We start from the raw sequence: 21,963 nt of genomic DNA, 5'->3' as shown, positions 1-21,963 counted from the left end.
CCTGAGGCCGGGCGGCCCGCGCTCGTGCCGCTTCCGCGCTTCCTCGCCGGGCCGGAGGCGTGGCGCAGGCGGCCCGGGCCGCTCGGGCTCCGCGTCGCACCCGGCGAGGACGTGCGCCCGCTCGCGAGCCACCTTGCCGGCATCGCGCTCGTCGCGATCGCCTTCCCGACATTCTCCGACGGCCGCGGCTATTCCGCCGCGCGGCTGCTCCGGGAGCGGCTGGGCTTCACCGGTGAAATCAGGGCCGTCGGCGAGGTGCTCCTCGACCAGATCGAACTGATGCGCCGGTGCGGATTCGACAGCTTCTCGGTCGGCCACGAGCCGACCCGGCGCGCGCTCGCCGCGGGCCGCTCCGGCGCCATGCGGCACCATTACCAGCCGGTCGGAACCGTCCCCGAACTCCCCGCCGGCACGCGCCCCTGGGCCCGCCTGTCCCCCGCCTGAACGAACCGGAGACCTGCAGATGAACGCCATGCCGGGCGCGATGCCGCGCGAAGACGACCCCTATGAGGGCGCGCCGGTGATCCTCGTCACCGCCCGCGACGGCCGCGAGCACCGGCTCCCGGCGGTGGAAGGCTGGCGCGTCATGGAGGTGATCCGCGAATGGGGCCTCGACATCAAGGCGGAATGCGGCGGCGCGTGCGCCTGCGCGACCTGCCACGTTCATGTCGACCCCGCCTGGGCGGATCGTCTCCCGCAGCCGAGCGAGGAGGAGATCGCGCGGCTCGACGACGCCTTCGACGTGCGCGAGGAATCGCGCCTCGCCTGCCAGCTCCTCGTCACGCCGTCGCTCGACGGCCTCCGCCTGCGGCTCGCGCCCGGCACGGAGCGCTAGCGGGCCGTCGCGCGTGAACCTTCGGGTGCATGCCGCGTTTCATTCTCTCCGGGCAGCGACGCGGGAGGACGAGGATGGTGGCGCACACGTACAAGGTGGTCGAGATCGTCGGGACGTCGGAGACGAGCATCGAGGATGCCATCCAGTCCGCGATCAGGCGCGCGGACAGCACGGTCAGGCACATCCGGTGGTTCGAGGTCACCGAGACCCGGGGGCATGTGGAGGAAGGCCGTGTCCGCCACTACCAGGTCCACCTGAAGGTGGGCTTCACCCTCGAAGATTCGGTCTGACCGGTCCCTCGGCCGATCCGGGCGCGGCATCGCGAGGCTGGTCCGGGCCGGCCTGGCAGGCGGGCCGCGCCAGTTCGTGGCCGAGCCGCTCGATCTCTTCGACATAATGGTCGGCGATGGCGCGCCAGTCGGCGTCGGCGGGCGCAGCCGCCGCGCCGGCGGCGGCTGCGCGCAGCCCGCCCTCGATCACGCGGAGATGCGCCCGGGTGCCGGGCTTTCTGCCGGAAAAGACCATTCGCAACAGTCCCCTGCGCGTATGCACCCCAATGCCGCCGGATACATACAATTTGAGGGGACGCGCGACCAGTCCCAATTGGGGCAGGATTCTTTGCCGGCGCACAGACCCTGCTGCCGGCCGCCCGCGAAGCACGATGCGGGCCCTCCCGCCGATCGGAACCGGCCCTCAGCGAGCCATGGCGGCCGGCCGCCGGCTCCGGCTTTCCGTCTCGAGCGCGGTTCGGATCAGCGCCTCCAGTTCGCGCGCGCGGTGACAGGCCGTGTGCTCGTTCAGGACCCGGGTCCGGGCGGCGCGGGCGATCTGCCTCCGCTCGTCGTCGGAGGTGCGGGCCAGGATTTCCGCCATTTCTTCCGCCGAGCCGGCGACCAGGATCTCGCTCCCGATCGCGAAGATGGTATCGAGCCCCTGCCACCAGTCGCTGACGATCGGCACGCCGCAGGCCGCCGCCTCGAACAGCCGCACGCTCGGCGAATAGCCGGCGGCGCGCATGTCGGCCCGCGTGATGTTGAGCGTGAAGTCCTGGCCGCAATAGAAGCGCGCGTGCTCCGTCGGTGCCAGATGGGGGATGTGCTGCACATTCGCCGGCCAGGCGAGGTCGCGCGGATATTGCGGCCCCGCCACCACGAAGGCGTCCCTCGGCATCAGCCGTGCCGGCTCGACCAGCAGCGCCTCGAGCGCCGGCTGCCGGTCGGGCGAATAGGTCCCGAGATAGCCGAGACGCCAGCGCCGCGGCACCGGAAGCGGCATGTGCACGTCCGGGTCCACGGCGCAGTAGAGCGCGGCCGGACGGGGACTTCCGAGCTCCCGCAGGCGCTCGAGCGTCGGCCCGCCGGTGAAGGAGAGATAGAGGTCGTAGCGGCGGACGAGGTCGGGCGTCAGATATTCGCCGTCGCCGCGGTCGAGCTTGGCAAGGGTGACGGGCGTATCGATGTCGTAGAAGGCGACAGGACCCGAGGCGGTGGCGATCGCCCATTCGCCGACGGCGACGCCCTCCGGCACGTAGGAGCCGACGATCACGGCGTCGGCGGCGGAGATCGCGGCGCGGCCGAGCTGTTCGAGCTCGGCAAGGCTGCGGTAGAGCACGGTCCGGCAGTAGGGCGGGTTCGGGAGGTCGCGGTTCTCCGCGTACCAGGGGACGTCCCGTTCGAAGAAGGTGACGCGATGCCCGCGGCGGGCGAGATTCTTCACGAGCCCGCGATAGGTGGTGGCGTGGCCGTTGCCCCAGGATGACGTGATGGAGAGGCCGATAAAGACGAGGTCCGCCATCACACGGCCTCGCGCATGAAGTCCCGGCCCTCGAGCGCGGCTTCGACCTGAACCGCGCGATGCGCATAGGTATGGCTTGCCAGCACGCGGCGGGCGGCCGCCTCCCCGATAGCGCGCGCCCGGGCCGTGTCGAGCGCCTCCAGATGGGCGGCGACATCGCCGCCGTCCGCGGCAAGCAGGATCTCGCGTTCCGGCTCCAGGAAGGCCTCGATGCCCTCCCACCGGTCCGTGATGATGCAGGCCGCGGCGCCGGCCGCCTCGAAGATGCGGGTGGGGGGCGAGGCGCCGTAGCGCGCCATGCTCTCGCGGTTGATGTTGAGCACCGCGCGCGCGGAGGAGTTCAGCGCGTTGTGGTCGCGGGTATAGACGTGGCCGACATAGTCGATGTTCGGCGTCATCGGCTTGTCGGACCAGCCGTTCCCGCCGAGGAGGAAGCGCCTGCCGGGGAGCATCGCCGCCGGCGCGAGGAAGAACGATTCGACGCGCGCCTCGCGGTCGGGCAGGCGGTTGCCGAGAAAGGCCAGGTCGACGGCGAAGCGCGGTTCGGGCGCGACCCGGTGGTGCGTCCCGGGGTCGAGGGCGTTATAGACCGGCAGGCAGAGCCGGGCCCCGAGCTTCCGGTAGGCGGCCACCACCGCGTCGCCGCCGCCATAGGTGAAGACCGCGTCATAGCCGGGCACCTGCCGGCGCAGCGGATCGCCCGGATCGGCCGCCACGGAATCGAGCGTCGCCGGGGCGTCGACGTCCCAGAAGATCGCGATCCGGCCGGGGCGTCGCATGGCGAGCACCGCCTCCTCGAGCTCGCGGTCGAGCACGCCGACGCCGGAGAACTTCACCACCACGTCGGACGCGGCGGCCGCCCGGAGCGCCTTCTCCATGCCCTCGGCATCGGGGGCGAACACCGTGACGCGCGCCCAGTCCGGATCCGCAATGTCGCGATGGGCCTGCCGCTCGAAGGCATCAGGCTCGAAGAAGGACACTTCGTGGCCGCGCGCCGCCAGCGCCTTCAGGAGCCCGCGATAATAGGTGGCGGCTCCGTTCCAGTAGGCGGAAACGAGGCTGGAACCGAAAAAGGCGAAACGCATCAGGCGGGTACCCGCTGTTCGTGGTGTCCGGAGGCAAGCGCGGCAGAGATCGCGACGAGGTCCCGCGCGCGGTGATCGCAGGTATGCCGTGCCAGCACGGCGTCGAGGCCGGTGCGGCGCAGGCTTTCCGCCAGCGCGCGGTCGTTCAGCACCGCGCGCAGCATCCCCGTCATCTCGGCGCCGTTGCGCGCCATCAGGAAGGCGCCCTCCGGGAACAGTCCCTCGCTGTCCTGCCAGGGCGCACTGACGAGGGGGATCCCGCAGGCGAGCGCCTCGAAGACCCGGATGGTCGGAATGCCGGCGAGTGCCTCGGCATAGGGGCGGCGGGGCACGTGCACGGTGACGCGGTGGCGCGCGAAGACCTCCGGCACGGCATGGTTCGGCAGCCAGCCGCGATAGGACACGCCGCGCTGCGCGAGCTCGGCCATGGCCGCCTCGGGGTAGCGCACGCCGTAGACGTTCGTCTCCAGCCCGAGCGCTGCGGCAGGTTCGAGCAGGAAGGTGCGGATCTCCTCGCTGCGCTCCTCGTCGCCCCAGTTCCCGACCCAGACGAGGTCGCCGTCGCACGCATCGGCTTCGATGGGATGGAACAGCCGGACGTCGGCCGCCTCGTGCCAGGTCCAGACGCGGTCCGCCCAGCCGCGGCGGCGGTAGATCTCGCCGATGGCCGCGCCGAAGGCGAGCACCCCGTCATAGCCGGAAAGGTCGAAGCGGCCCATCTCCTCGGGCCGCGTGACGGCGCGGTGATGCGTGTCGTGGAAGAGGAGGCGGAAGCGGCCGCCGGCGGCGCGCAGCCGGCCGAGCCGGTTGACGAGCGCCGGCTCGTTCCATTCGTGGACGACGGCGAGGTCGGCGCCGTCGACCATCGCTTCGAGATCCATGGCCGCGGGATCGTAGAGGACGGGCCGCAGCCCGGGAAACGCGGCTTCGTAGCCGGCGAGCGCGCCCGCGCCGTGGTCGGCGACGAGGTTCGCCCGGCTCCAGCCGTCGCGCGGCTCGAAGGCGGCGACCTCGTGGCCGAGCGCCTGCAGGGCGGCCATGACGCCGCGCAGGAAATGCGCGTTGCCGTTGTTCCAGCACGACGCGACCGAATGGACGAAGAAGGCGATCCTCATGCGACCGCCCGGAGCCCGGCCGGCCTGGGCGGCCGCGCCGCGTTCGTCCCGATCAGATCCGAATAGGCGGCGAGATAGCCGGCCCCCATGCGGCTGGCGGTGTAGTGCGCGGCCCGGCGCCGCGCCGCCGCGGCGAGGGCGGCAATCGCGCAGGAATCCTCGAAGAGCTCCGCGAGCGCCGTGCGGAGCCCGGCGGCGTCATCCGCCGGCACGAACCGCGCCGCGCCGTCCCAGAGTTCCCGGAAGGTCGGAATGTCGGCGAGGACGAGCGCGCATCCGCTGAACGCGGCTTCGAGCACCGCGAGCCCGAACGGCTCGTAGCGGGCCGGCGAGACGAAGATCGCCGCCTCCGAAAGCCGCGCCGCGACCTCGCCCGCCGCGAGGCGGCCGAGAGCGACGAGCGGCGCGGCATCGATCGCGGTGCCGTCCGGCCCCGCTGCGGCGCCGGCGACGGCGACCGGGTAGGGCAGGCCGGCCGCGGCCTCCCTCAGGAGCGCGATGTTCTTCGCCTCGTCCCAGAGCCGGCCGGCCGCGAGCGCCACCGGCCGCTTGGGGCCGGCACCATAGAGCGCCGGATCGCGTCCGTTCGGGATCACCCGGGCCGCGCGCGGTGTGCCGTGATGCCTGAGCAGCGTGGCGAGAAAGCTTTGCGTCGGCGCGACCACGAGGTCCGCCGCCGAAAGCCCGGCGGCGACGCGCTCCTCGTAGCTGCGCCATTCCTGCGGTGCGCGCCCGCCCCGGCAGGCCTCCCACCAGCTCGAGACGCAGGAGTGGCCGACGACCAGGACCGGCGCGGAGAAGGGCAGGACCGCATGGGCGTAGCCGTTGAGGTGGACGACGTCGGGGCGCTGCTCGGCCTCGATCTCGAGGAGAAGCTCGCCGGCAAGCTGCAGGTCGGCTTCCGGATCGCGCATCCATTCGAGCCGGAAGTCGGTCCCGATCAGCGAGAGGTTCGGCAGTGCGGCCGCCTCGCGTGCCTGGTCGATGCTCGGCTTCTCGCCCATCACGACGAGCGTGACCTCGACATCGCGCCGGGCGAGCTGCCGCGTGAGCTCGATCGCGTAGCTCCAGACGCCGCCGACCGCGTCCGCGGTCATCAGGATGCGCTTGGGGCGCGCCCTCATGCCGCCGCACCGGGGCGGCTGCCGATCCTCGTCGCAGTCACGCAGAGAGCTCCCGCGCGGCCGACTGCCGGGCGGGCTCCGCCTCCCCGCGGCCGGATTCGAGCCAACTGTCGAGCCGCGCCAGGCCCTCGCGGACCGCAACCCGCGGCTTCCACCCGCACGCGCGTTCGAGCGCGGCGGTGTCGGAGACGTACCAGGGCTGGTCGCCGGGCCGCCAGGTGGCGAACTCGACCCGGGCCTCGATGCCGGTCTCCCGGGCGATGAGGGCGAGCAGCTCGCGCAGGCTCACCGTGTTCGCCGGGCCGCCGCCGAGATTGAAGACCCGGCCGGAAACCGCGTCGATGTTCTGGATCGCGGCGAGATAGGCGTCGACGGCGTCGTCGACGTAGAGCACGTCGCGGACCTGGTAGCCGTCGCCGTAGATCGTGATCGGATGGCCGTTGCGCGCCGTGATCAGGAAATGCGCGACCCAGCCCTGGTCCTCGGTGCCGAACTGGTGCGGCCCGTAGAGGCAGCTCATCCGGAAGACGACCGTCTTCAGGCCGAAAACGCGGGCATAATCGAGCACGTACTGGTCGGCCACGCCCTTCGAGCAGCCGTAGGGGCTGTGGAAGGCGAGCGGGGTGGTCTCGTCGAGCCCGGCGGGAAAGCCCGGATCCGCGGGCACGTAGCGCTCGCCCTTAAGCGCCATGCGATCGAGATCGATCAGCTTGCCGTAGACCTTGTTGGTGGAGGCGAAGAGCACCGGCGCCTCGGCCGCGTGGCGGCGCACGGCCTCGAGCACGTTGAGCGTTCCGCGCGCATTCGCCTCGAAATCGGCGATCGGGTCGGCGAGGCTCGTCGTCACGGCGACCTGGGCGGCGAGGTGGATGACGGCCTTGGCGCCCTTCACGGCATTCGAGAGCGCGTCGCGGTCGAGCACGTCCGCCCTGATTGCGGAGACCGCCCGGGGATGGCGCTTCAGCAGCCAGGCGAGGTTCTCCTCGACGCGGCCGCGCGAGAGATTGTCGTAGACGATGACGGATTCGCCGGCGGCGGCGAGCCGGTCGACGAGGTTGCAGCCGAGGAAGCCCGCGCCGCCGGTGACGAGGACCGGGGACCGGCCGGTCTGCACGCCGGGTGCGGAGGTGGAGGAGAAGTCGAAGACCTTCCCGTTCGTCTTCCCGCCGGCCTGCGGCAGCTTCCCCTCCGCTGCCGGCGCCTGGCCCTGGTTCATTGCCGCGTCCATGCCCGATCCTGCCACCGTTACGCCACCAGACCGCGGCGGGAGAGCTCCTCGTTCGCCTGCTCGACCCGATCGACGGCGATCTGGCCGGCAAGCCATTCCGCGAGCTCGGCGATGCCTTCCTCGAACGGCACGCGCGGCTCGAATCCGAGCAGGTCCCGCGCCAGCGTGATGTCGGCGAAGCAATGGCGGATGTCGCCGGCGCGGTACTTGCCCACCACGTGCGGCGTGAGATGCGTCTTGCCGGTCGCGCGGGCGAGCGCCTGCGCGACGTCGAGCACGCTCCGGCTCTCGCCCGAGGCGACGTTGATCGCCTGCCCGGGCGCGCGCGGGGATTCGAGCGCCAGCCGGCAGGCGCGCGCGACGTCCCGCACATGGACGAAATCGCGGCGCTGGCCGCCGTCCTCGAAGAGCATCGGCGGACGATCGTTGAGGAAGCGCGAGCCGAAGATCGCGAGCACCCCCGTATAGGGGTTCGAAAGCGCCTGGTCGGGGCCGTAGACGTTGAAGAAGCGGAGCGCCACCGCCTCGCGACCGTAGGCGCGGCCGAAGATGAGGGTCATGCGCTCCTGGTCGTACTTGCCGAGCGCGTAGATCGAGCTGAGCGAGGGCCGCTTCGTCTCCGGCGTCGGCACCGGTTCGAGGACGCGGCCATCCGGCGTGCGCAGCTCCCATTGCCCCGCCTTCAGCTGCTCGATCGGCCGTTCCTCCGGCTCGACGAGACGGTCGCCGTCGCGCGCCAGGCCCTCGCCGTAGAGGCTCATCGAGGAGGCGACGAGGACGCGGCGGACATCCGCCTGCGCGAGCGCCTCGAGAAGGACGGCGGTTCCGAGATTGTTGATCGAGGTGTAGCGTTCGATTTCGTACATGCTCTGCCCGACGCCGACGGCGGCGGCGAGATGGCAGACGAGATCGACACCCTGGAGTGCGCGTGCGACGGTCTCGCGATCACGGACGTCGCCGACGATCAGCTCCGCGCCGGGGGGGACGTAGGCGGGCGGCGTTCCGTCCGGATGGACCTGTGGCGTGAGATTGTCGAGGATCCGGACTCTGTAGTCGTGGTCCAGGAGTTCCCTGGCGAGATGAGAACCGATGAAACCGGCGCCGCCGGTGACCAGAACCGTTTCCTTCACATATACCCCCACTGACGGCAGAGAACGTTCCGGCGCGGTGTTCGTTCCCGCTCGGTTGACAGGTTCGTGACCGGAAACATTTCACCGGCGAATTGGTTCCGGGCGGCGCGGCGGCCCTTCCTTCACGAGGTGCTTGCCAGCGGCCTGCGCGGCGGTCCACGCTGCGCTCCCTGTCGGGAGGGGCGCGGACGGATGGGACGTTTCGGAGCGGGTGTTTCGGCCTTCTTGCTCGTGGCCTGCACGGGCGGGACGGCGCTTGCGGCGGGGAATGCGGAGCGGGGCGGGACGATCGCCGGGCGCTGGTGCGCGAGCTGCCATCTGGTAGGGCCCGGGCAGACGAGCGCGAGCGCCGACGTCCCGACCTTCGCCGCGGTGGCGGCGCGGTCGAAGGGCGAACTCGGCTGGCTCGAGGGATTCCTTGCGGATCCGCACCCGGCCATGCCGGACATGAGCCTGACGCGCCAGGAGATCCGCGACCTCGCCGCCTATATCGGCAGCCTCGACTGAGCTACTGGAAGTTCCGCCCCTTCGGCATGCCGGCGGCGGCGTGGCGGGCGCGGTGCTCGGCGTCCGGGACGAGCTCCGGCGGGTCGCGCAGCAGCATGCGGGCGAGGCGCGAATGCGGCTTCGCGCGGTGCGCGGGATCGGACGATTGCCAGCGGACCTCGTCGGCGCGCGCCATCCCGCCCGCGCCGATCGGTGCCGCCGAGAGATGGGCGAGCAGCGGGGTGAAATCCTCGACGGCCTCGGCGACGACATGGATGACGCCCTGGTCCGACTGCAGCCGGCCGGAGACCGCCAGGAAGCGCGCCCCGAGCACGAGGGCGCGGTAGCGCTCGAACACCTTCGGCCAGACGATGACGTTGGCGGTTCCGGTCTCGTCCTCGAGCGTGGCGAAGATCACGCCTTTCGCCGAACCCGGCCGCTGGCGGACGAGGACGAGGCCCGCGACGCTCACCCGGCGGCCGCTCCGGAGGCCGGCGAGCGCTTCGGCCGCCACGATGCCCTCCCGCCGCAGCCGCTCGCGCAGGAAGGCGACGGGATGCGCCTTCAGCGAGAGGCCGAGCGACCGGTAATCGTTGACGACGTGCTCGCCCGCCGGCATCGCCGGCAGCGCGACCGGGGCCTCCGTCCCCATCGTCTCGCTCGCGCCGGCGAAGAGCGGCAGATGCTCGGGAGCGGCCGCATCGAGGGCACGCACCTCCCAGAGCGCGGCCCGGCGGTCGAGGCCGAGCGAGCGGAAGGCGTCGGCCTCCGCCAGCCGCTCCAGCGTCGTCCGCCCGATCCCGGCGCGCCGCCAGAGCTCGCGGACGCTCGCATAGCCGGCGCCGCGGGCGGCGACGATCTGCGCGATCTCGGCCGTGCGCACGCCCTTGATCTGGTGGAATCCGAGCCGCACCGCATGGCGGGTGCGGATCGCCCCGGCCTGCTCCGCATGGCGGGGATGGACATGGCGGGGATGGACATGGCGCCGGCGAAACTCCCTTCCTTGCGGGAAGGAATCGGGGCGGGGGGAACCCGGGTCGGCAGGCCGGGATGCCGGGGCGTGCGGCTTTGATCCCTCCTGCGGGGGAAGGCCCGAGCCGGCGGCGCCGGCCGCCAGGGATTCGCTCCCCGCCTCCTCCAGCGTCGTATCCCAGTCCGAGAAGTTCACGTCGACCGGGCGCACCTCGACGCCGTGCTCGCGGGCGTCGCGGACGATCTGGGCAGGTGCGTAGAAGCCCATTGGCTGCGCATTGAGGAGAGCGGCGCAGAAGACGTCGGGATAGCGGCATTTCAGCCAGGCCGAGGTGTAGACGAGGAGCGCGAAGCTTGCGGCATGGCTCTCCGGAAAGCCGTATTCGCCGAAGCCTTCGATCTGCCGGAAGCAATGTTCGGCGAAATCCCGTGCGTAGCCGCGCGCGGCCATCCCCTCCACCATCTTCTGCTGGAAGGTGTGGATGGTGCCGGTCCGGCGGAAGGTGGCCATGGCGCGGCGGAGCCTGTCGGCCTCGGCCGGCGTGAATTTCGCCGCCTCGATCGCGATCCGCATCGCCTGCTCCTGGAACAGCGGCACGCCGAGCGTCTTGCTGAGCACCTTCTCCAGTTCGTCCGGGGCGCCGTGTTCCGGCGAAGGCCGCGGATAGCTCACGGCTTCGAGCTTCTGCCGGCGGCGGAGATAGGGGTGGACCATGTCGCCCTGGATCGGGCCGGGGCGGACGATCGCCACCTCGATCACGAGGTCGTAGAAGGTGCGGGGCCTCAGCCGGGGCAGCATGGTCATCTGGGCGCGGCTCTCGATCTGGAAGACGCCGATCGTGTCGGCGCGGCAGATCATGTCGTAGACCGCCGGGTCCTCGGACGGGATCGCGGCGAGGCCGAGCCGCTCGCCGTAATGCGCCGCGAGGAGGTCGAGGCCCTTCTTCATGCAGGTCAGCATGCCGAGCGCGAGCACGTCGACCTTGAGGATCCCGAGCGCATCGAGATCGTCCTTGTCCCATTCGATGATGGTGCGTCCGTCCATCGCGGAATTGAGCACCGGCACGACCTCGTCGATGCGGCCGCGCGTCATCACGAAGCCGCCCACGTGCTGCGAGAGATGGCGCGGAAAGCCGATGATCTGCCCGGAGAGGTCGAGCACCTGCGCCACCCTGGGATCGACCGGGTCGAGGCCGGCGCGGCGCGCGTCCTCGCCGTCGGCGCCGGAGGCGGACCAGCCCCAGAGATTGCCGGCGAGCGCGCCGACCGCGTCCGCGGAGAGGCCGAACGCCTTGCCCACCTCGCGGGCGGCCGAGCGGCCGCGATAGGTGATCACGGTGGCGGCGATCGCGGCGCGGTCGCGGCCGTATTTCTCGTAGATGTACTGGATCACCTCCTCGCGGCGCTCGTGCTCGAAATCGACGTCGATGTCGGGCGGCTCGCGCCGTTCCGGCGAGATGAAGCGCTCGAACAGGAGGTCGGCGCGTTCGGGATCGACCTCGGTGATGCCGAGCGCGAAGCAGACGGCGGAATTCGCCGCCGAGCCGCGGCCCTGGCAGAGGATACCTTTCGAGCGGGCGAAGCGGACGAGATCCCAGACGGTGAGGAAGTAGGGGGCGTATCCGAGCTCCCGGATGAGCGCGAATTCGTGCTCCATCGCTGCCGCCACCTTGGCCGGGACGCCGGCCGGATAGCGCTCCGCCGCCCCGAGCCGGGCGAGCCGGACGAGCTCGTCGAAGGGGGTGGCGCTGGCGCCCGTCGATTCCAGCGGATATTCGTAGCGGAGCTCGTCGAGCGAGAAGCAGAGCCGGTCCGCCAGACGGACGGATTCGGCGATCGCCTCCGGATGGTCGGCGAAGAGGCGGGCCATGGTCGCGCCGCTGCGCAGGTGCCGCTCGGCGTTCGCCTCGAGCCGCCGGCCTGCGCTCTCGACCGTCACGTGCTCGCGGATGGCGGTGAGGACGTCCTGCAGCCGGCGCCGTTCCGGCGCGTGATAGAGGACGTCGCCGAGAGCGAGCATCGGCACGCGATGACGGGCGGCGAGCGCGGCGAGGGTGGCGAGCCGGCGCCTGTCGCCGCCCCGGTAGAGCGCCGTCGCGCCGAGCCGGACATGGCCGGGAAAGGCGCCGGCAAGCGCGGCGAGCGCGGTTTCGGGAGGGGTCCGCAAAGACGGACCGCCGCCCCCGGGATCCTCTGCGCAATCCCGGGCCGGGGAGCCCCGGCCCGGTCTCCCCCGCGCGGGGGAGGCCGGGGCGCCGGGCCGCGCTTTCCAGGCCTGACCGATCCGCCTTCCCGGCAGCACCGCCATCTCCAGGCCCTCGCCCCAGGCGAGGAGGTCGTCGAGATCGAGCAGGCACTCGCCCTTCCTGCCGCGCAGGTTGCCCGCGGAGAGGAGGCGGCAGAGCCGCCCGTAGCCGGCCCTGTCGGCCGGCCAGACCGCGATGTCGGGCGTGCCGTCGCGGAAGGCGAGCCGGCAGCCCACGGCGAAGCGGATGCCGGCCTCCTTGGCGGCGAGATGGGCGCGCACCACGCCCGCGAGCGTGTTGCGGTCGGCGACCGAGAAGGCCTTCAGGCCGAGCGCCGCGGCACCGACGGCGATCTCCTCGGGATGCGAGGCGCCGCGCAGGAACGAGAAGTTGGTCGCCGCCAGGAGCTCGGCATAGTCCGCTCCCCCGGCCGGCCGACGGCGGACGGCGCCCGTCTCGCCGCCGCTGCGGGCGAGCGGGAGGACAAGTCGGCGCGACGGCGGTTTCTCGGGCATGGTGCGGTCCGGAGACGGGGTGTGTTCATGCTATGTTCCGATCTCGGGCGGAGTCAATCCGGCGGTTGCGTCTCCGTCCGTCCCCATGCCGCGGCCGGGCGCGCGGTCGAACGCGGGGTGGGCTTCACGGCCTTTTTGAGGCAGAGTGCGCCGGACTAACGAAAAGGGGAGACGACGATGACCTTACTGAAACGCAGCCGCATCGTGGCCGCCCTGGCGCTCGCCGGCGTGCTCGCGGCCGGCGTCGCGGGCGCCCAGGAGATGAAGTTCTTCCGGATCGCGACCGGCGGCACGGCCGGCACCTATTTCCCGATCGGCGGCCTCATCGCCAATGCCATCTCCAGCCCGCCCGGTTCGCGCGCCTGCGAGGAGGGCGGCAGCTGCGGCGTGCCCGGCCTGATCGCGACCGCGGTCGCCTCGAACGGTTCGGTCGCCAACATCAACGCCATCAACGGCGGCACCGTCGAATCCGGATTCTCGCAGTCGGACGTCGCCTATTGGGCGCATTCCGGCACCGGCGTGTTCGAAGGCAAGGGCGCTGTCGAGAAGCTCCGCGCGATCGCCAACCTCTATCCGGAATCGATCCACCTGATCGCCTCGGCGCAGTCCGGCATCAAGTCGCCGGCCGACCTCAAGGGCAAGAAGGTCTCGCTCGACGAGCCCGGCTCGGGCACCCTGGTCGACGCGCGCATCATCCTTTCCGCCTACGGCCTCACGGAGAAGGACATCGAGCCCGAATATCTCAAGCCGAACCAGGCGGCCGACCTGATGCGCGACGGCAACATGGACGCCTTCTTCTTCGTGGGCGGATACCCGGCGGGCGCGATCGCCGAGCTCGCCACGTCCGAGGACATCGTGGTCGTCCCGATCGCCGGCCCCGAGGCGGACAAGGTCATCGAGCAATACGGCTTCTTCGCCAAGGACACGATCCCGGGCGGCACCTATCGCGGCGTCGCCGATGCCGCGGAGACGCTCTCCGTCGGCGCGCAATGGGTGACGAGCGCGGACCAGCCGGACGACCTCGTCTACGCCATCACCAAGGCGCTCTGGAACGACAATACGCGGGCGCTCCTCGATTCGGGCCACGCCAAGGGCAAGATGATCACCAAGGAGACCGCGCTCTCCGGGATCGGCATTCCGCTCCATCCGGGCGCGGAGCGCTTCTACAAAGAGGCCGGCCTGCTTGACGCGGGCGCGGCGCCCGCGAAGTAGCGCGGGCTTCCGGCCGGCGCCGCTTGCGCCGGCCGCTCCCCGGGGTGCATGCGGCCCCACCAGACGGAAAGAGCAGATCTTGGCCAAGCAGTTTCCCGCCATCGAGCCGCGCCTGCGCTCATTCATCGAAAATCAGCGGATCTTCTTCGTCGCCTCCGCGGCGGCGGGCACCCGCGTCAACGTCTCGCCGAAGGAGATCGGCGCGCTTCGCGTGCTCGACGAGCGGCGCGTCGCCTATCTCGACCAGACCGGCAGCGGCAACGAGACCGCGGCGCACATCCTGGCGGGCGGGACGGTGACGATCATGTTCTGCGCCTTTGCCGGGCCACCGATGATCCTGCGCCTCTACGGCAGGGGCCGGGTGCTCCGGCGCGGCGGGGCGGAATACGCCGCCCTCCTCGCCGCGCGGTTCGACGGCGTCGAGCCGCCCGGCGCTCGCCAGATGGTCCTCCTCGATGTCGAGATCGTGCAGACCTCCTGCGGCTTCGGCGTGCCGCTCTTCGAGCCTGCCGGCGAGCGCCCGACGCTGCGGCGCTGGGCCGAATCGAAGGGCGAGGCAGGGCTCGTGGAATACCGAAGCGAGAAGAACGTCCGCAGCCTGGACGGGCTCCCGACCGGCCTCGTCGAGCCGGAGGGAATGCCCGCGGAAGAGCCGGTCCCCGCCGGCGCCGTCCGGCCGTGAGACACCCTGTTTCGAGCTCCTTCTTGTCAGGCCGGGCGCTTTGCCGCGGCGTGGCGTTCTGGGTCGTAGGTGCCGCGTTCGTCGAGGACGCAGACGGCATGGCCGGTGGCGCCCCAATCGAGGCCGGCGTGAAGAGGCACGGTGCGGGTCTCCGGGTTGGGTCCAGACTGACCCGAGCCGGGAGGTCGTGCGGATCGCTCATTGACAGGCGCTCTGGCTGGCGGGCTCTGGCGCGACACCCCGTGGTCGGTCCGGTCCTCCCGGCACCTGTCGCGCGGCGGGTCTCACGCGGGCCCCCAAGGGGCGAGCGAGCCTCGCCGTCACGACAGATGATCGGGCTGGCAGATGCTACGCCGCTCCGCGGCTCCGCACCCGCCAGACCCAGGGTGCACCAATGAGCGAGCCCGCCGCCGAGTTCGACGAGGCGAGGGCCAAGGAACTCGAGGAGCGCTTCGACCCGGAGGTCCGGTTCCGGCCGCTCGCCCGGGTGCCGAGCGTGATCGCGGCGGTGCTGCTCTTCTCGCTCTCGCTCTTCCATTATTACACGGCGGGGTTCGGCCTCCTGCGCGAGGTGACGCATCGCGGCGTCCATATGGCCTTCGTGCTCGCGCTGATCTTCATCGTCTTCGCGGCGACCCCGAGCGGGCAGGCCACGCTGCGCACGCACCGGTGGTACCGGCCGGGCGGCATCCCCCTCGGCGACTGGGCGCTCGCCGTCACCGCCGCAATCGCCGCGCTCTACGTGCCCTACGTCTTCGAGGACCTCGCGTTCCGGGTCGGCAATCCGCTGCCGATCGACGTCGCGATGGGCACGGTCCTCATCCTGGTGCTGCTCGAGGCGACGCGGCGCTCGATGGGCTGGCCGCTGCCCGTGATCGCCGTGGTCGTGATGGCCTATGCGATCTTCGGCCGCCACGCGCCGGGCGTCCTCGTCCATCCGGGGGCGAGCTGGACGACGCTCGTCAACCATCTCTACCTCACGAGCCAGGGCATATACGGCCTGCCGGTCGGCGTCGTGGCGACCTATGTCTTCCACTTCGTGCTCTTCGGCGTGCTCGCGACCCGGATCGGGCTCGGCGAGCTCTTCATCAACCTCGCCTCCGCGCTCGCCGGCCGCTTCTCCGGCGGCCCCGCCAAGGTGTCGGTGTTCTCCTCCGCCCTGCTCGGCTCGATCTCCGGCTCCTCGATCGCGAACACGGTGACGACGGGCTCGCTGACGATCCCGGCCATGATCCGGATCGGCTATCCGCGCCATTTCGCTGCCGCGGTGGAGGCGGCCGCCTCGACGGGCGGCCAGATCACGCCGCCGGTCATGGGCGCGGCCGCCTTCCTGATGATCGAGTTCCTGGGCATCCCCTATCGCGACATCCTGATCGCGGCGACCGTGCCCGCCTCCATGCACTTCTTCGGCGTGCTGATGCAGGTGCATTTCGAGGCGAAGCGCCAGGGTTTGCGGGGCCTCACGGCCGACGAGCTTCCGAAGATCGGCGCCGTGCTCAGGCGCGACTGGCCGACCCTGCTGCCGCTCTTCATCCTGATCGCCGTGCTGATGAACGGCAAGACGCCCTATCTGGCGGCGTTCTGGGGCATCACCTCCTGCATGGCGGTCGGGCTGCTCAATCCGCGCCGGCGTCTCACCCCGCGCGACATCTTCGACGGCTTCGTCACCGGCGCGAAATACGCCCTCGCCGTCGGCGCGGCCGCCGCCACCGTCGGCATCATCATCGGCGTCGTGACGCTCACCGGCGTGAGCTTCAAGATCGCCTACATCGTCACCTCGACCGCGAGCGGCTGGGCCGAGTCGATCCAAACCCTGCTGCCGTTCGAGCTGATGACGACGGCGGCGCTGACGCTTCTCATCACGCTCATCCTGACCGGCGTGGTCTGCATCGTCATGGGCTGCGGCATACCGACGACCGCGAACTACCTGATCATGGTGAGCGTCGCCGCGCCCATCCTCGGCCTTCTCGGGGTGCAGCCCCTCGTCGCGCATTTCTTCGTGTTCTATTACGGCGTGCTCGCCGACATCACGCCGCCCGTCGCGCTCGCCGCCTATGCCGCGGCCGGCATCGCAAACGCCAATCCGTTCAAGGCCGGCAATACGGCGTTCAGGCTCGGCATGGGCAAGGTGCTCGTGCCCTTCGTCTTCGCCTTCTCGCCCTCGCTCCTCCTGGTGGCCGACGGCTTCTCCTGGGGGAGCTTCGCGCTCGCACTGTTCGGCACCGTCGCCGGCATAACGGCGCTCTCGGCGGCCTTCTCGGCCCATCTCGTCGGCCCGCTCTATCTCGTGGAGCGGCTGGTGCTCGGCTGCGCGGCGATCCTGCTCGTCGCGCCGGAGATCACGACGACCGTGATCGGCCTGCTGCTGTTCGTCCCGGTGCTCGCCCGGCCGCTGATCGCGCGGGGCCCCGCCGCCGGGGCGCTGCCGCAGGACGAGGCCTGACCCGCGGACGGGCCCTGCGGCTCACTTCGGGGCGAGCCGGATCGCGCCGTCGAGCCGGACCGATTCGCCGTTCACGTAGCCGTTCTCGCAGAGGAACCGCACGAGATCGGCATATTCGTCGGGGCGTCCGAGGCGCTTCGGATAGGGCACGCTCTCCGCGAGGGCCTTCGCGTATTCGGGTGCGATCTCGCCGAACATCGGCGTCCAGAAGATGCCCGGCTGGATCGTCAGCACGCGGATGCCCGAGCCCATCAGGTCGCGGGCAAGCGGCAGCGTCAGCGCGAGCACGCCGCCCTTCGAAGCGGAATAGGCGGCCTGGCCGATCTGGCCGTCCGTCGCCGCGACCGAGCTCGTCATCACGATGACGCCCCGTTCGCCGTCCTCCGTCAGAGGCTCGGCGGCGGCCATCGCGGCGGCGCATTTCGCGGCCATGTGGAAGGTGCCGACGAGGTTCACCTCGATCACCTTGCGGAAGCTCGCGAGGTCGTGCGGGCGCAGGATCCCGGTCTCGCGCTCGCGCGTGACGGTGCGGCGGCCCATCACGATGCCGGCGCAGTTGACGAGGATCCGCTCCGTGCCGTGCGCGTCCCGCGCGGCGGCGAGGCCGGCATCGACGCTCGCCTCGTCCGTGACGTCGACCTGCATGAAGCGGCCGCCGGTCTCCTCGGCGACGCGCCTGCCGCGTTCCGCGTTCATGTCGAAGAGCGCCACGCGGACGCCGTGGGCGGCGAGCATGCGCGCGGTCGCCTCGCCGAGGCCGGAGGCGCCGCCGGTGACGATCGCTGCGACGGTCGAATCGAGCTTCATCGGATCCTCGCTGATGCCGGCCCAGCAGTCCTAGCGAAGTCCGGAACCTTGTGAAAGCCGGCGCGGATCGCCATTTCGGGGCGACGACTGGAGGAGCGATGAAGACCAGCACGCCGGATATCGAGATCCTCGGCCCCGAGGAGGCGGAGCGCGAGGAGAGGCGGATCCGCGACCGCTTCTGGCCGACCGTCAGGAAGGCGCTGCGCTCCGTTCCGTTCATGACCGACGTCGTGGCGGGCTACTACGCCATGCTCGACCCGAAGACGCCGACCCGGGCGCGCCTCACGCTCGTCGCCGCGCTCGCCTATTTCGTCGCGCCCTTCGACGTCGTCCCCGACATGCTCCTCGGCCTCGGCTTTCTCGACGACGCCTCGGTGCTCGCCGCGGCGCTGAGCGCCGTCGTCGGCTCCATCCGGGAAGAGCACCGCGAGGCCGCCCGCCGCGCGCTCGCGGACATGCCCGAGAAGGCGTGATCGGCCGCGAAGTCAAAAAGTTGCCCAGTTTTGCGGGAATGAGCGCCGGGGCTTCGCGTGTCACCCGGCGCTCCGGGCGTCGTTCACGGTTTCGTAACCCTGTTGGCCGATCACATGAATCCTGTGTCGTCGTTGCTTCGAGAGCCGATCGGAGCGGCGTTTCAATCGAACCAGACGGAACGACCACCAACAATGATCACTCGTATCCTTCTGACCATCTCGCTCGCACTGTTCGGCGCGACCGCCGCCTTCGCACAGAGCCCCACCTCGCTCGGGAAGTTCGGCGACTGGACCGCCTGGAGCTATAGCGGAGCGAAGGGCAAGGTCTGCTACATCCATTCGACGCCGAAGCAGATGCGGCCGAACGGCCTCAACCACGGCGAGATGTCCTTCTTCGTCCGCCGCAGCCCGGCCGAGAACATCCAGAGCGAGGCGAACTTCGTCGCCGGCTACTCGTTCAAGGAGAGCTCCACCGCCACGGTCGACATCGACGGCCAGAAGTTCACGATGTTCACCCAGGGCGACAGCGCGTGGCTGCTCAACACCGCCGACGAGGCGAAGCTCCTCGCCGCCATGAAGGCGGGCCGGAACATGAGCGTCTCCGCCACCTCCGGGCGCGGCAACGACACGAGCTACAGCTTCTCGCTCTCCGGCGTCACCGCCGCTTCCGACAAGATCGCGGCGGAGTGCCGGTAGCGGATCCCGCGCTTCCTCCCTATCTTGGGACGAGCGGCCGCCGCGGGCGGCCGTTTTCGCATCCTTCGCGCCCGTGATAGAAGCCGAGCATGACCGCCACGCTCATCGACATGCGGCCGGCCGCCGAACCTGCCGCCGCGCCTGAACGGCCCTCGCTGATCGGCCTCGACCGCGCGGGGCTCGGCGCGGCGCTCGCCGCCGCCGGCGTGCCCGAGCGGCAGGTCCGGATGCGCGTCGCCCAGCTCTGGCACTGGCTCTATGTCCGCGGCGCCGCCGGGTTCGAGGCGATGACCAACGTCTCAAAGCCGCTCCGGGAGGCGCTCGCCGAGCGCTACACGCTGGCGCGGCCGGAGATCGTCGCCGAGCAGGTCTCCGCCGACGGCACGCGCAAATGGCTGCTGCGCTTCCCCGCCCGCGGCGCCGGCCGGCCGGTCGACATCGAGACGGTCTACATCCCCGAGGAGGGCCGCGGCACGCTCTGCGTCTCGAGCCAGGTCGGCTGCACGCTCACCTGCTCGTTCTGCCATACCGGCACCCAGAAGCTCGTGCGGAACCTCACGGCCGAGGAGATCGTCGCGCAGGTGCTCGTCGCCCGCGACAGGCTCGGCGATTTCCCGGACGCCGCCACGCCCGCCGGCGCGATCGTGCCGGCCGAGGGCCGCTTCGTGTCGAACGTCGTCATGATGGGCATGGGCGAGCCGCTCTACAATTTCGACAATGTCCGGCAGGGCCTCGCGGTCGTCGCCGACGGCGAGGGCCTGGCGCTCTCGAAGCGGCGCATCACGCTCTCGACCTCCGGCGTGGTGCCGATGATCCCGAAGGCCGGCGCCGAGATCGGCTCCATGCTCGCGATCTCGCTCCACGCGGTGCGGGACGAACTCCGCGACGAGCTCGTCCCGATCAACAAGAAATGGCCGATCGCGGAGCTCCTCGACGCCTGCCGCGCCTATCCGGGGCTCTCCAACGCCAGGCGCATCACGTTCGAATACGTCATGCTGAAGGGCGTCAACGACAGCCTCGCGGATGCGCGCGAGCTGGTGCGGCTGCTGAAGGGCATCCCGGCCAAGATCAACCTGATCCCGTTCAATCCGTGGCCGGGCAGCGCCTATGCCTGCTCCGACTGGGAGCAGATCGAGACCTTTGCCGACGTGGTGAACCGGGCGGGCTATGCCTCGCCGATTCGCACGCCGCGGGGCCGCGACATCCTCGCCGCCTGCGGCCAGCTGAAGAGCGCCAGCGAGCGGATGCGGAAGGTCGAGCGCGAGGCGCTCGCGCAGGCCTGACGATGCGCGTCGTCCTCCGCGTCCTCTTCCTGCTCCCCTTCGCCTTCGTCGCCGCCTGCGTCTTTGCGGCCCTCTTCCTCGTCCTCGCGGTGATCGGGCTCGGCCCGGACGGCGCCTATGTCGGCCCGTACTGGGGCGAGACCGCGCTCCTGACGCTCGGCGTGGCGGCAGCGGCCGCCGTGGTCGCCGCACTCCCCGCCTTCGTTGCGATCCTCGCCGCGGAAATCCTCGCGATCCGCTCCGTGCTCTTCTATCTCCTGCTCGGCGGCTCGATCGGGATCGGCGGCGGGCTCTTCCTGCATGCCCCGGACGGCGTGCTCGCCGCCGCCGACGCGCAGCTCTTCGGGGCGACCGGCTGCGTCGGCGGGCTCGCCTACTGGCTGATGGCCGGGCGGGGCGCGGGCCTCGCGCAACCGGAAGAGTCGCAGGCCGTTTAGCAGTCTGCAGGATATGCTTGGCCGGCTAGCGTTCCGCCGGTCCGGAGGGTCTGATGCGCTTTCTCGTCCGCCTTTTCGCCGTCCTCTCGCTGGTCGGGCTCCTCGCCGGCTGCGGCGTCAACAACATCCCCACCTACGAGGAGGAGGCCAAGGCCGCCTGGAGCCAGGTGCTGAACCAGTACCAGCGCCGCGCCGACCTCATCCCGAACCTCGTCGAGACGGTGAAGGGCTACGCGACGCAGGAGCGCGAGGTGCTGACGCAGGTCACCGAGGCGCGCGCCAAGGCGACGCAGATGACCATTCCGCCCGACATCCTGACCAACCCGGAAGCCTTCCAGCGCTTCCAGGAGGCGCAGGGCCAGGTCGGGGCGGCGCTCTCGCGGCTGCTCGCGATCACGGAGAACTATCCGGACCTGAAGTCGAACCAGAACTTCCTGGCGCTGCAATCGCAGCTCGAGGGCACGGAGAACCGCATCGCGGTGGCGCGGCGCGACTACATCGAGGCGGTCAGGCGCTACAATACCGAGCTCAGGACCTTCCCCGGCCGGCTCTGGGCGATGACGCTCTATAGCGGCAACGAGCCGATGGCGAACTTCACGGTCGCGGAGGAGACGATGCAGGCGCCGTCGGTGAAGTTCTGAATGGCGGCGACGATGCGGCTGCCGGCCTCTCTCCTGGCTGCGGTTCTCGTGCTGGTCGCGCTTCTCGCGGGGGCGGCCTCGGCGCAGACCTTCCCGGCGCTCTCGGGCCGGGTGGTCGACGCCGCCGGGCTGCTCTCGCCCGACGACGAGGCCGCGCTCGACCAGCTTCTCGCGGCGCAGGAGGCGAAGTCGGGCGACCAGGTGGTCGTCGCCACCGTCCCCTCGCTCGAGGGATATCCGATCGAGGATTACGGCGTCGCGCTCGGCCGGAAATGGGGGATCGGCCAGAAGGGCCGGGACAACGGCGTCATCCTGCTCGTCGCGCCCAACGAGCGCGCGGTCCGCATCGAGGTCGGCTACGGGCTCGAGGGCGATCTCACGGACGCGGTGAGCCGTCTCATCATCGAGGGCAGCATCCTGCCGCGCTTCCGCGCCGGCGATTTCGCCGGCGGCATCCGGCGCGGCGTGGAGGACATCCTCGCGGTGCTCGGCGGCGACGCCGAAGCCTACAAGCAGCGTGCGGTGGAGGCCCAGCAATCGGCGGACAAGCCGGAGGCCGGCGACGTCGTCACCACGATCTTCGTCATCGCGATGATCGTGTTCTGGATCGTCGTCGCCAACCGCATGGGCCGGCGCGGCGGCCGCCGCGGCATGATCGTCCCGCCGATCATCGGCGGCTGGGGCGGCGGGCGCGGCGGCTGGGGCTCCGGGGGCGGCGGCTGGTCGGGCGGCGGCGGATCCTTCGGTGGCGGCGGCGCC

At 71.0% G+C, this 21,963-nt stretch carries 22 protein-coding genes; 13 read left to right on the top strand and 9 right to left on the bottom strand.

The window, feature by feature from the left end:
• From E4O86_RS16775 to E4O86_RS16765, 3 genes are all read left to right on the top strand, one after another.
• Positions 1-444, top strand: a 444-nt coding sequence (locus tag E4O86_RS16775) for a DUF934 domain-containing protein (protein ID WP_161141701.1), incomplete at its 5' end; no start/stop codon positions are given.
• Positions 445-463: 19 nt separating this feature from the next.
• On the top strand, positions 464-835 hold the full coding sequence (locus E4O86_RS16770; protein ID WP_246206453.1) for a 2Fe-2S iron-sulfur cluster-binding protein: 372 nt from the start codon (positions 464-466) through the stop codon (positions 833-835).
• A gap of 74 nt (positions 836-909) precedes the next feature.
• Complete coding sequence (locus E4O86_RS16765) at positions 910-1,125, top strand: dodecin (protein WP_161141700.1); 216 nt, start codon at positions 910-912, stop codon at positions 1,123-1,125.
• On the opposite strand, the gene E4O86_RS16760 is transcribed toward E4O86_RS16765, so the two are convergent.
• The 7 genes from E4O86_RS16760 to E4O86_RS16730 all read right to left on the bottom strand — a co-directional run bounded on the left by E4O86_RS16760 (position 1,103) and on the right by E4O86_RS16730 (position 8,311).
• On the bottom strand, positions 1,103-1,360 hold the full coding sequence (locus tag E4O86_RS16760; RefSeq protein WP_161141699.1) for a hypothetical protein: 258 nt from the start codon (positions 1,358-1,360) through the stop codon (positions 1,103-1,105). The two genes, E4O86_RS16765 and E4O86_RS16760, sit on opposite strands and share 23 nt — an antisense overlap.
• Before the next feature lie 168 nt (positions 1,361-1,528).
• Positions 1,529-2,629: a CgeB family protein gene (locus E4O86_RS16755; protein ID WP_161141698.1), complete on the bottom strand. Its 1,101-nt coding sequence runs from the start codon at positions 2,627-2,629 to the stop codon at positions 1,529-1,531.
• Positions 2,629-3,714, bottom strand: coding sequence for a CgeB family protein (locus E4O86_RS16750; RefSeq protein ID WP_161141697.1), 1,086 nt, complete (start codon positions 3,712-3,714; stop codon positions 2,629-2,631). Before E4O86_RS16750 ends, E4O86_RS16755 begins: the two co-directional genes overlap by 1 nt.
• Positions 3,714-4,829, bottom strand: a complete 1,116-nt coding sequence (locus E4O86_RS16745) for a CgeB family protein (RefSeq protein ID WP_161141696.1) — start codon at positions 4,827-4,829, stop codon at positions 3,714-3,716. The genes E4O86_RS16750 and E4O86_RS16745 overlap by 1 nt, the downstream gene beginning before the upstream one ends.
• Positions 4,826-5,953 carry a glycosyltransferase family 4 protein gene (locus tag E4O86_RS16740; RefSeq protein WP_205520933.1) on the bottom strand — a complete coding sequence of 376 codons (1,128 nt, stop codon included), beginning with the start codon at positions 5,951-5,953 and terminating at the stop codon, positions 4,826-4,828. Before E4O86_RS16740 ends, E4O86_RS16745 begins: the two co-directional genes overlap by 4 nt.
• A 37-nt stretch (positions 5,954-5,990) precedes the next feature.
• Entirely contained in the window at positions 5,991-7,181 is a 1,191-nt protein-coding gene (locus tag E4O86_RS16735; protein WP_246206452.1) for an SDR family NAD(P)-dependent oxidoreductase, read from the bottom strand.
• A gap of 17 nt (positions 7,182-7,198) precedes the next feature.
• Positions 7,199-8,311 (bottom strand): NAD-dependent epimerase/dehydratase family protein, encoded by a 1,113-nt coding sequence (locus tag E4O86_RS16730; RefSeq protein ID WP_161141695.1) that lies wholly within the window; start codon positions 8,309-8,311, stop codon positions 7,199-7,201.
• Between the two features lie 192 nt (positions 8,312-8,503).
• Here E4O86_RS16730 and E4O86_RS16725 point away from each other — a divergent pair, with 192 nt between their 5' ends.
• Positions 8,504-8,818 (top strand): c-type cytochrome, encoded by a 315-nt coding sequence (locus E4O86_RS16725; protein ID WP_161141694.1) that lies wholly within the window; start codon positions 8,504-8,506, stop codon positions 8,816-8,818.
• A gap of 1 nt (position 8,819) precedes the next feature.
• Here the strand turns inward: E4O86_RS16725 and E4O86_RS16720 are convergent, their stop codons facing one another.
• Positions 8,820-12,530 (bottom strand): error-prone DNA polymerase, encoded by a 3,711-nt coding sequence (locus E4O86_RS16720; RefSeq protein WP_161141693.1) that lies wholly within the window; start codon positions 12,528-12,530, stop codon positions 8,820-8,822.
• A gap of 177 nt (positions 12,531-12,707) precedes the next feature.
• Between E4O86_RS16720 and E4O86_RS16715 the strand changes: the two genes are divergently transcribed.
• The 3 genes from E4O86_RS16715 (at position 12,708) to E4O86_RS16700 (ending at position 16,867) form a co-directional block, all read left to right on the top strand.
• Positions 12,708-13,742: a TAXI family TRAP transporter solute-binding subunit gene (locus tag E4O86_RS16715; RefSeq protein WP_161141692.1), complete on the top strand. Its 1,035-nt coding sequence runs from the start codon at positions 12,708-12,710 to the stop codon at positions 13,740-13,742.
• A gap of 79 nt (positions 13,743-13,821) precedes the next feature.
• A complete protein-coding gene (locus E4O86_RS16710) occupies positions 13,822-14,424 on the top strand; it encodes a pyridoxamine 5'-phosphate oxidase family protein (RefSeq protein ID WP_161141691.1) in 603 nt (200 codons plus the stop codon).
• Positions 14,425-14,818: 394 nt separating this feature from the next.
• Positions 14,819-16,867: a TRAP transporter permease gene (locus tag E4O86_RS16700; RefSeq protein ID WP_161141689.1), complete on the top strand. Its 2,049-nt coding sequence runs from the start codon at positions 14,819-14,821 to the stop codon at positions 16,865-16,867.
• A gap of 21 nt (positions 16,868-16,888) precedes the next feature.
• On the opposite strand, the gene E4O86_RS16695 is transcribed toward E4O86_RS16700, so the two are convergent.
• Entirely contained in the window at positions 16,889-17,674 is a 786-nt protein-coding gene (locus E4O86_RS16695; RefSeq protein WP_161141688.1) for an SDR family NAD(P)-dependent oxidoreductase, read from the bottom strand.
• 98 nt (positions 17,675-17,772) lie between these two features.
• Between E4O86_RS16695 and E4O86_RS16690 the strand changes: the two genes are divergently transcribed.
• The 6 genes from E4O86_RS16690 to E4O86_RS16665 all read left to right on the top strand — a co-directional run.
• Entirely contained in the window at positions 17,773-18,147 is a 375-nt protein-coding gene (locus tag E4O86_RS16690; protein ID WP_161141687.1) for a YkvA family protein, read from the top strand.
• 192 nt (positions 18,148-18,339) lie between these two features.
• Positions 18,340-18,843 (top strand): invasion associated locus B family protein, encoded by a 504-nt coding sequence (locus tag E4O86_RS16685; RefSeq protein ID WP_161141686.1) that lies wholly within the window; start codon positions 18,340-18,342, stop codon positions 18,841-18,843.
• Between the two features lie 89 nt (positions 18,844-18,932).
• Positions 18,933-20,126: a dual-specificity RNA methyltransferase RlmN gene (gene rlmN, locus E4O86_RS16680; protein ID WP_161141685.1), complete on the top strand. Its 1,194-nt coding sequence runs from the start codon at positions 18,933-18,935 to the stop codon at positions 20,124-20,126.
• Between the two features lie 2 nt (positions 20,127-20,128).
• On the top strand, positions 20,129-20,563 hold the full coding sequence (locus tag E4O86_RS16675) for a hypothetical protein (protein ID WP_161141684.1): 435 nt from the start codon (positions 20,129-20,131) through the stop codon (positions 20,561-20,563).
• 53 nt (positions 20,564-20,616) lie between these two features.
• Positions 20,617-21,204: a LemA family protein gene (locus E4O86_RS16670; RefSeq protein WP_161141683.1), complete on the top strand. Its 588-nt coding sequence runs from the start codon at positions 20,617-20,619 to the stop codon at positions 21,202-21,204.
• Positions 21,205-21,963, top strand: a 759-nt coding sequence (locus tag E4O86_RS16665; protein WP_161141682.1) for a TPM domain-containing protein, incomplete at its 3' end; no start/stop codon positions are given. It lies immediately after the preceding gene.

This window comes from Propylenella binzhouense (assembly GCF_009866965.1).
Taxonomy (GTDB): Bacteria; Pseudomonadota; Alphaproteobacteria; order Rhizobiales; family Afifellaceae; genus Propylenella; species Propylenella binzhouense.
The sequence above is the reverse complement of the archived record's forward strand: the minus strand, read 5'-3'. Positions and strand labels throughout refer to the sequence as shown.

What these genes read in the sequence shown, in the direction of transcription:
- E4O86_RS16770 (WP_246206453.1), top strand. Translation starts at nt 464, where the DNA reads ATGAACGCCATGCCGGGCGCGATGCCGCGCGAAGACGACCCCTATGAG.
- E4O86_RS16765 (WP_161141700.1), top strand. Translation starts at nt 910, where the DNA reads ATGGTGGCGCACACGTACAAGGTGGTCGAGATCGTCGGGACGTCGGAG.
- E4O86_RS16760 (WP_161141699.1), bottom strand. Translation starts at nt 1,360, where the DNA reads ATGGTCTTTTCCGGCAGAAAGCCCGGCACCCGGGCGCATCTCCGCGTG.
- E4O86_RS16755 (WP_161141698.1), bottom strand. Translation starts at nt 2,629, where the DNA reads ATGGCGGACCTCGTCTTTATCGGCCTCTCCATCACGTCATCCTGGGGC.
- E4O86_RS16750 (WP_161141697.1), bottom strand. Translation starts at nt 3,714, where the DNA reads ATGCGTTTCGCCTTTTTCGGTTCCAGCCTCGTTTCCGCCTACTGGAAC.
- E4O86_RS16745 (WP_161141696.1), bottom strand. Translation starts at nt 4,829, where the DNA reads ATGAGGATCGCCTTCTTCGTCCATTCGGTCGCGTCGTGCTGGAACAAC.
- E4O86_RS16740 (WP_205520933.1), bottom strand. Translation starts at nt 5,953, where the DNA reads ATGAGGGCGCGCCCCAAGCGCATCCTGATGACCGCGGACGCGGTCGGC.
- E4O86_RS16735 (WP_246206452.1), bottom strand. Translation starts at nt 7,181, where the DNA reads ATGGACGCGGCAATGAACCAGGGCCAGGCGCCGGCAGCGGAGGGGAAG.
- E4O86_RS16725 (WP_161141694.1), top strand. Translation starts at nt 8,504, where the DNA reads ATGGGACGTTTCGGAGCGGGTGTTTCGGCCTTCTTGCTCGTGGCCTGC.
- E4O86_RS16720 (WP_161141693.1), bottom strand. Translation starts at nt 12,530, where the DNA reads ATGCCCGAGAAACCGCCGTCGCGCCGACTTGTCCTCCCGCTCGCCCGC.
- E4O86_RS16715 (WP_161141692.1), top strand. Translation starts at nt 12,708, where the DNA reads ATGACCTTACTGAAACGCAGCCGCATCGTGGCCGCCCTGGCGCTCGCC.
- E4O86_RS16700 (WP_161141689.1), top strand. Translation starts at nt 14,819, where the DNA reads ATGAGCGAGCCCGCCGCCGAGTTCGACGAGGCGAGGGCCAAGGAACTC.
- E4O86_RS16695 (WP_161141688.1), bottom strand. Translation starts at nt 17,674, where the DNA reads ATGAAGCTCGATTCGACCGTCGCAGCGATCGTCACCGGCGGCGCCTCC.
- E4O86_RS16690 (WP_161141687.1), top strand. Translation starts at nt 17,773, where the DNA reads ATGAAGACCAGCACGCCGGATATCGAGATCCTCGGCCCCGAGGAGGCG.
- E4O86_RS16685 (WP_161141686.1), top strand. Translation starts at nt 18,340, where the DNA reads ATGATCACTCGTATCCTTCTGACCATCTCGCTCGCACTGTTCGGCGCG.
- rlmN (WP_161141685.1), top strand. Translation starts at nt 18,933, where the DNA reads ATGACCGCCACGCTCATCGACATGCGGCCGGCCGCCGAACCTGCCGCC.
- E4O86_RS16675 (WP_161141684.1), top strand. Translation starts at nt 20,129, where the DNA reads ATGCGCGTCGTCCTCCGCGTCCTCTTCCTGCTCCCCTTCGCCTTCGTC.
- E4O86_RS16670 (WP_161141683.1), top strand. Translation starts at nt 20,617, where the DNA reads ATGCGCTTTCTCGTCCGCCTTTTCGCCGTCCTCTCGCTGGTCGGGCTC.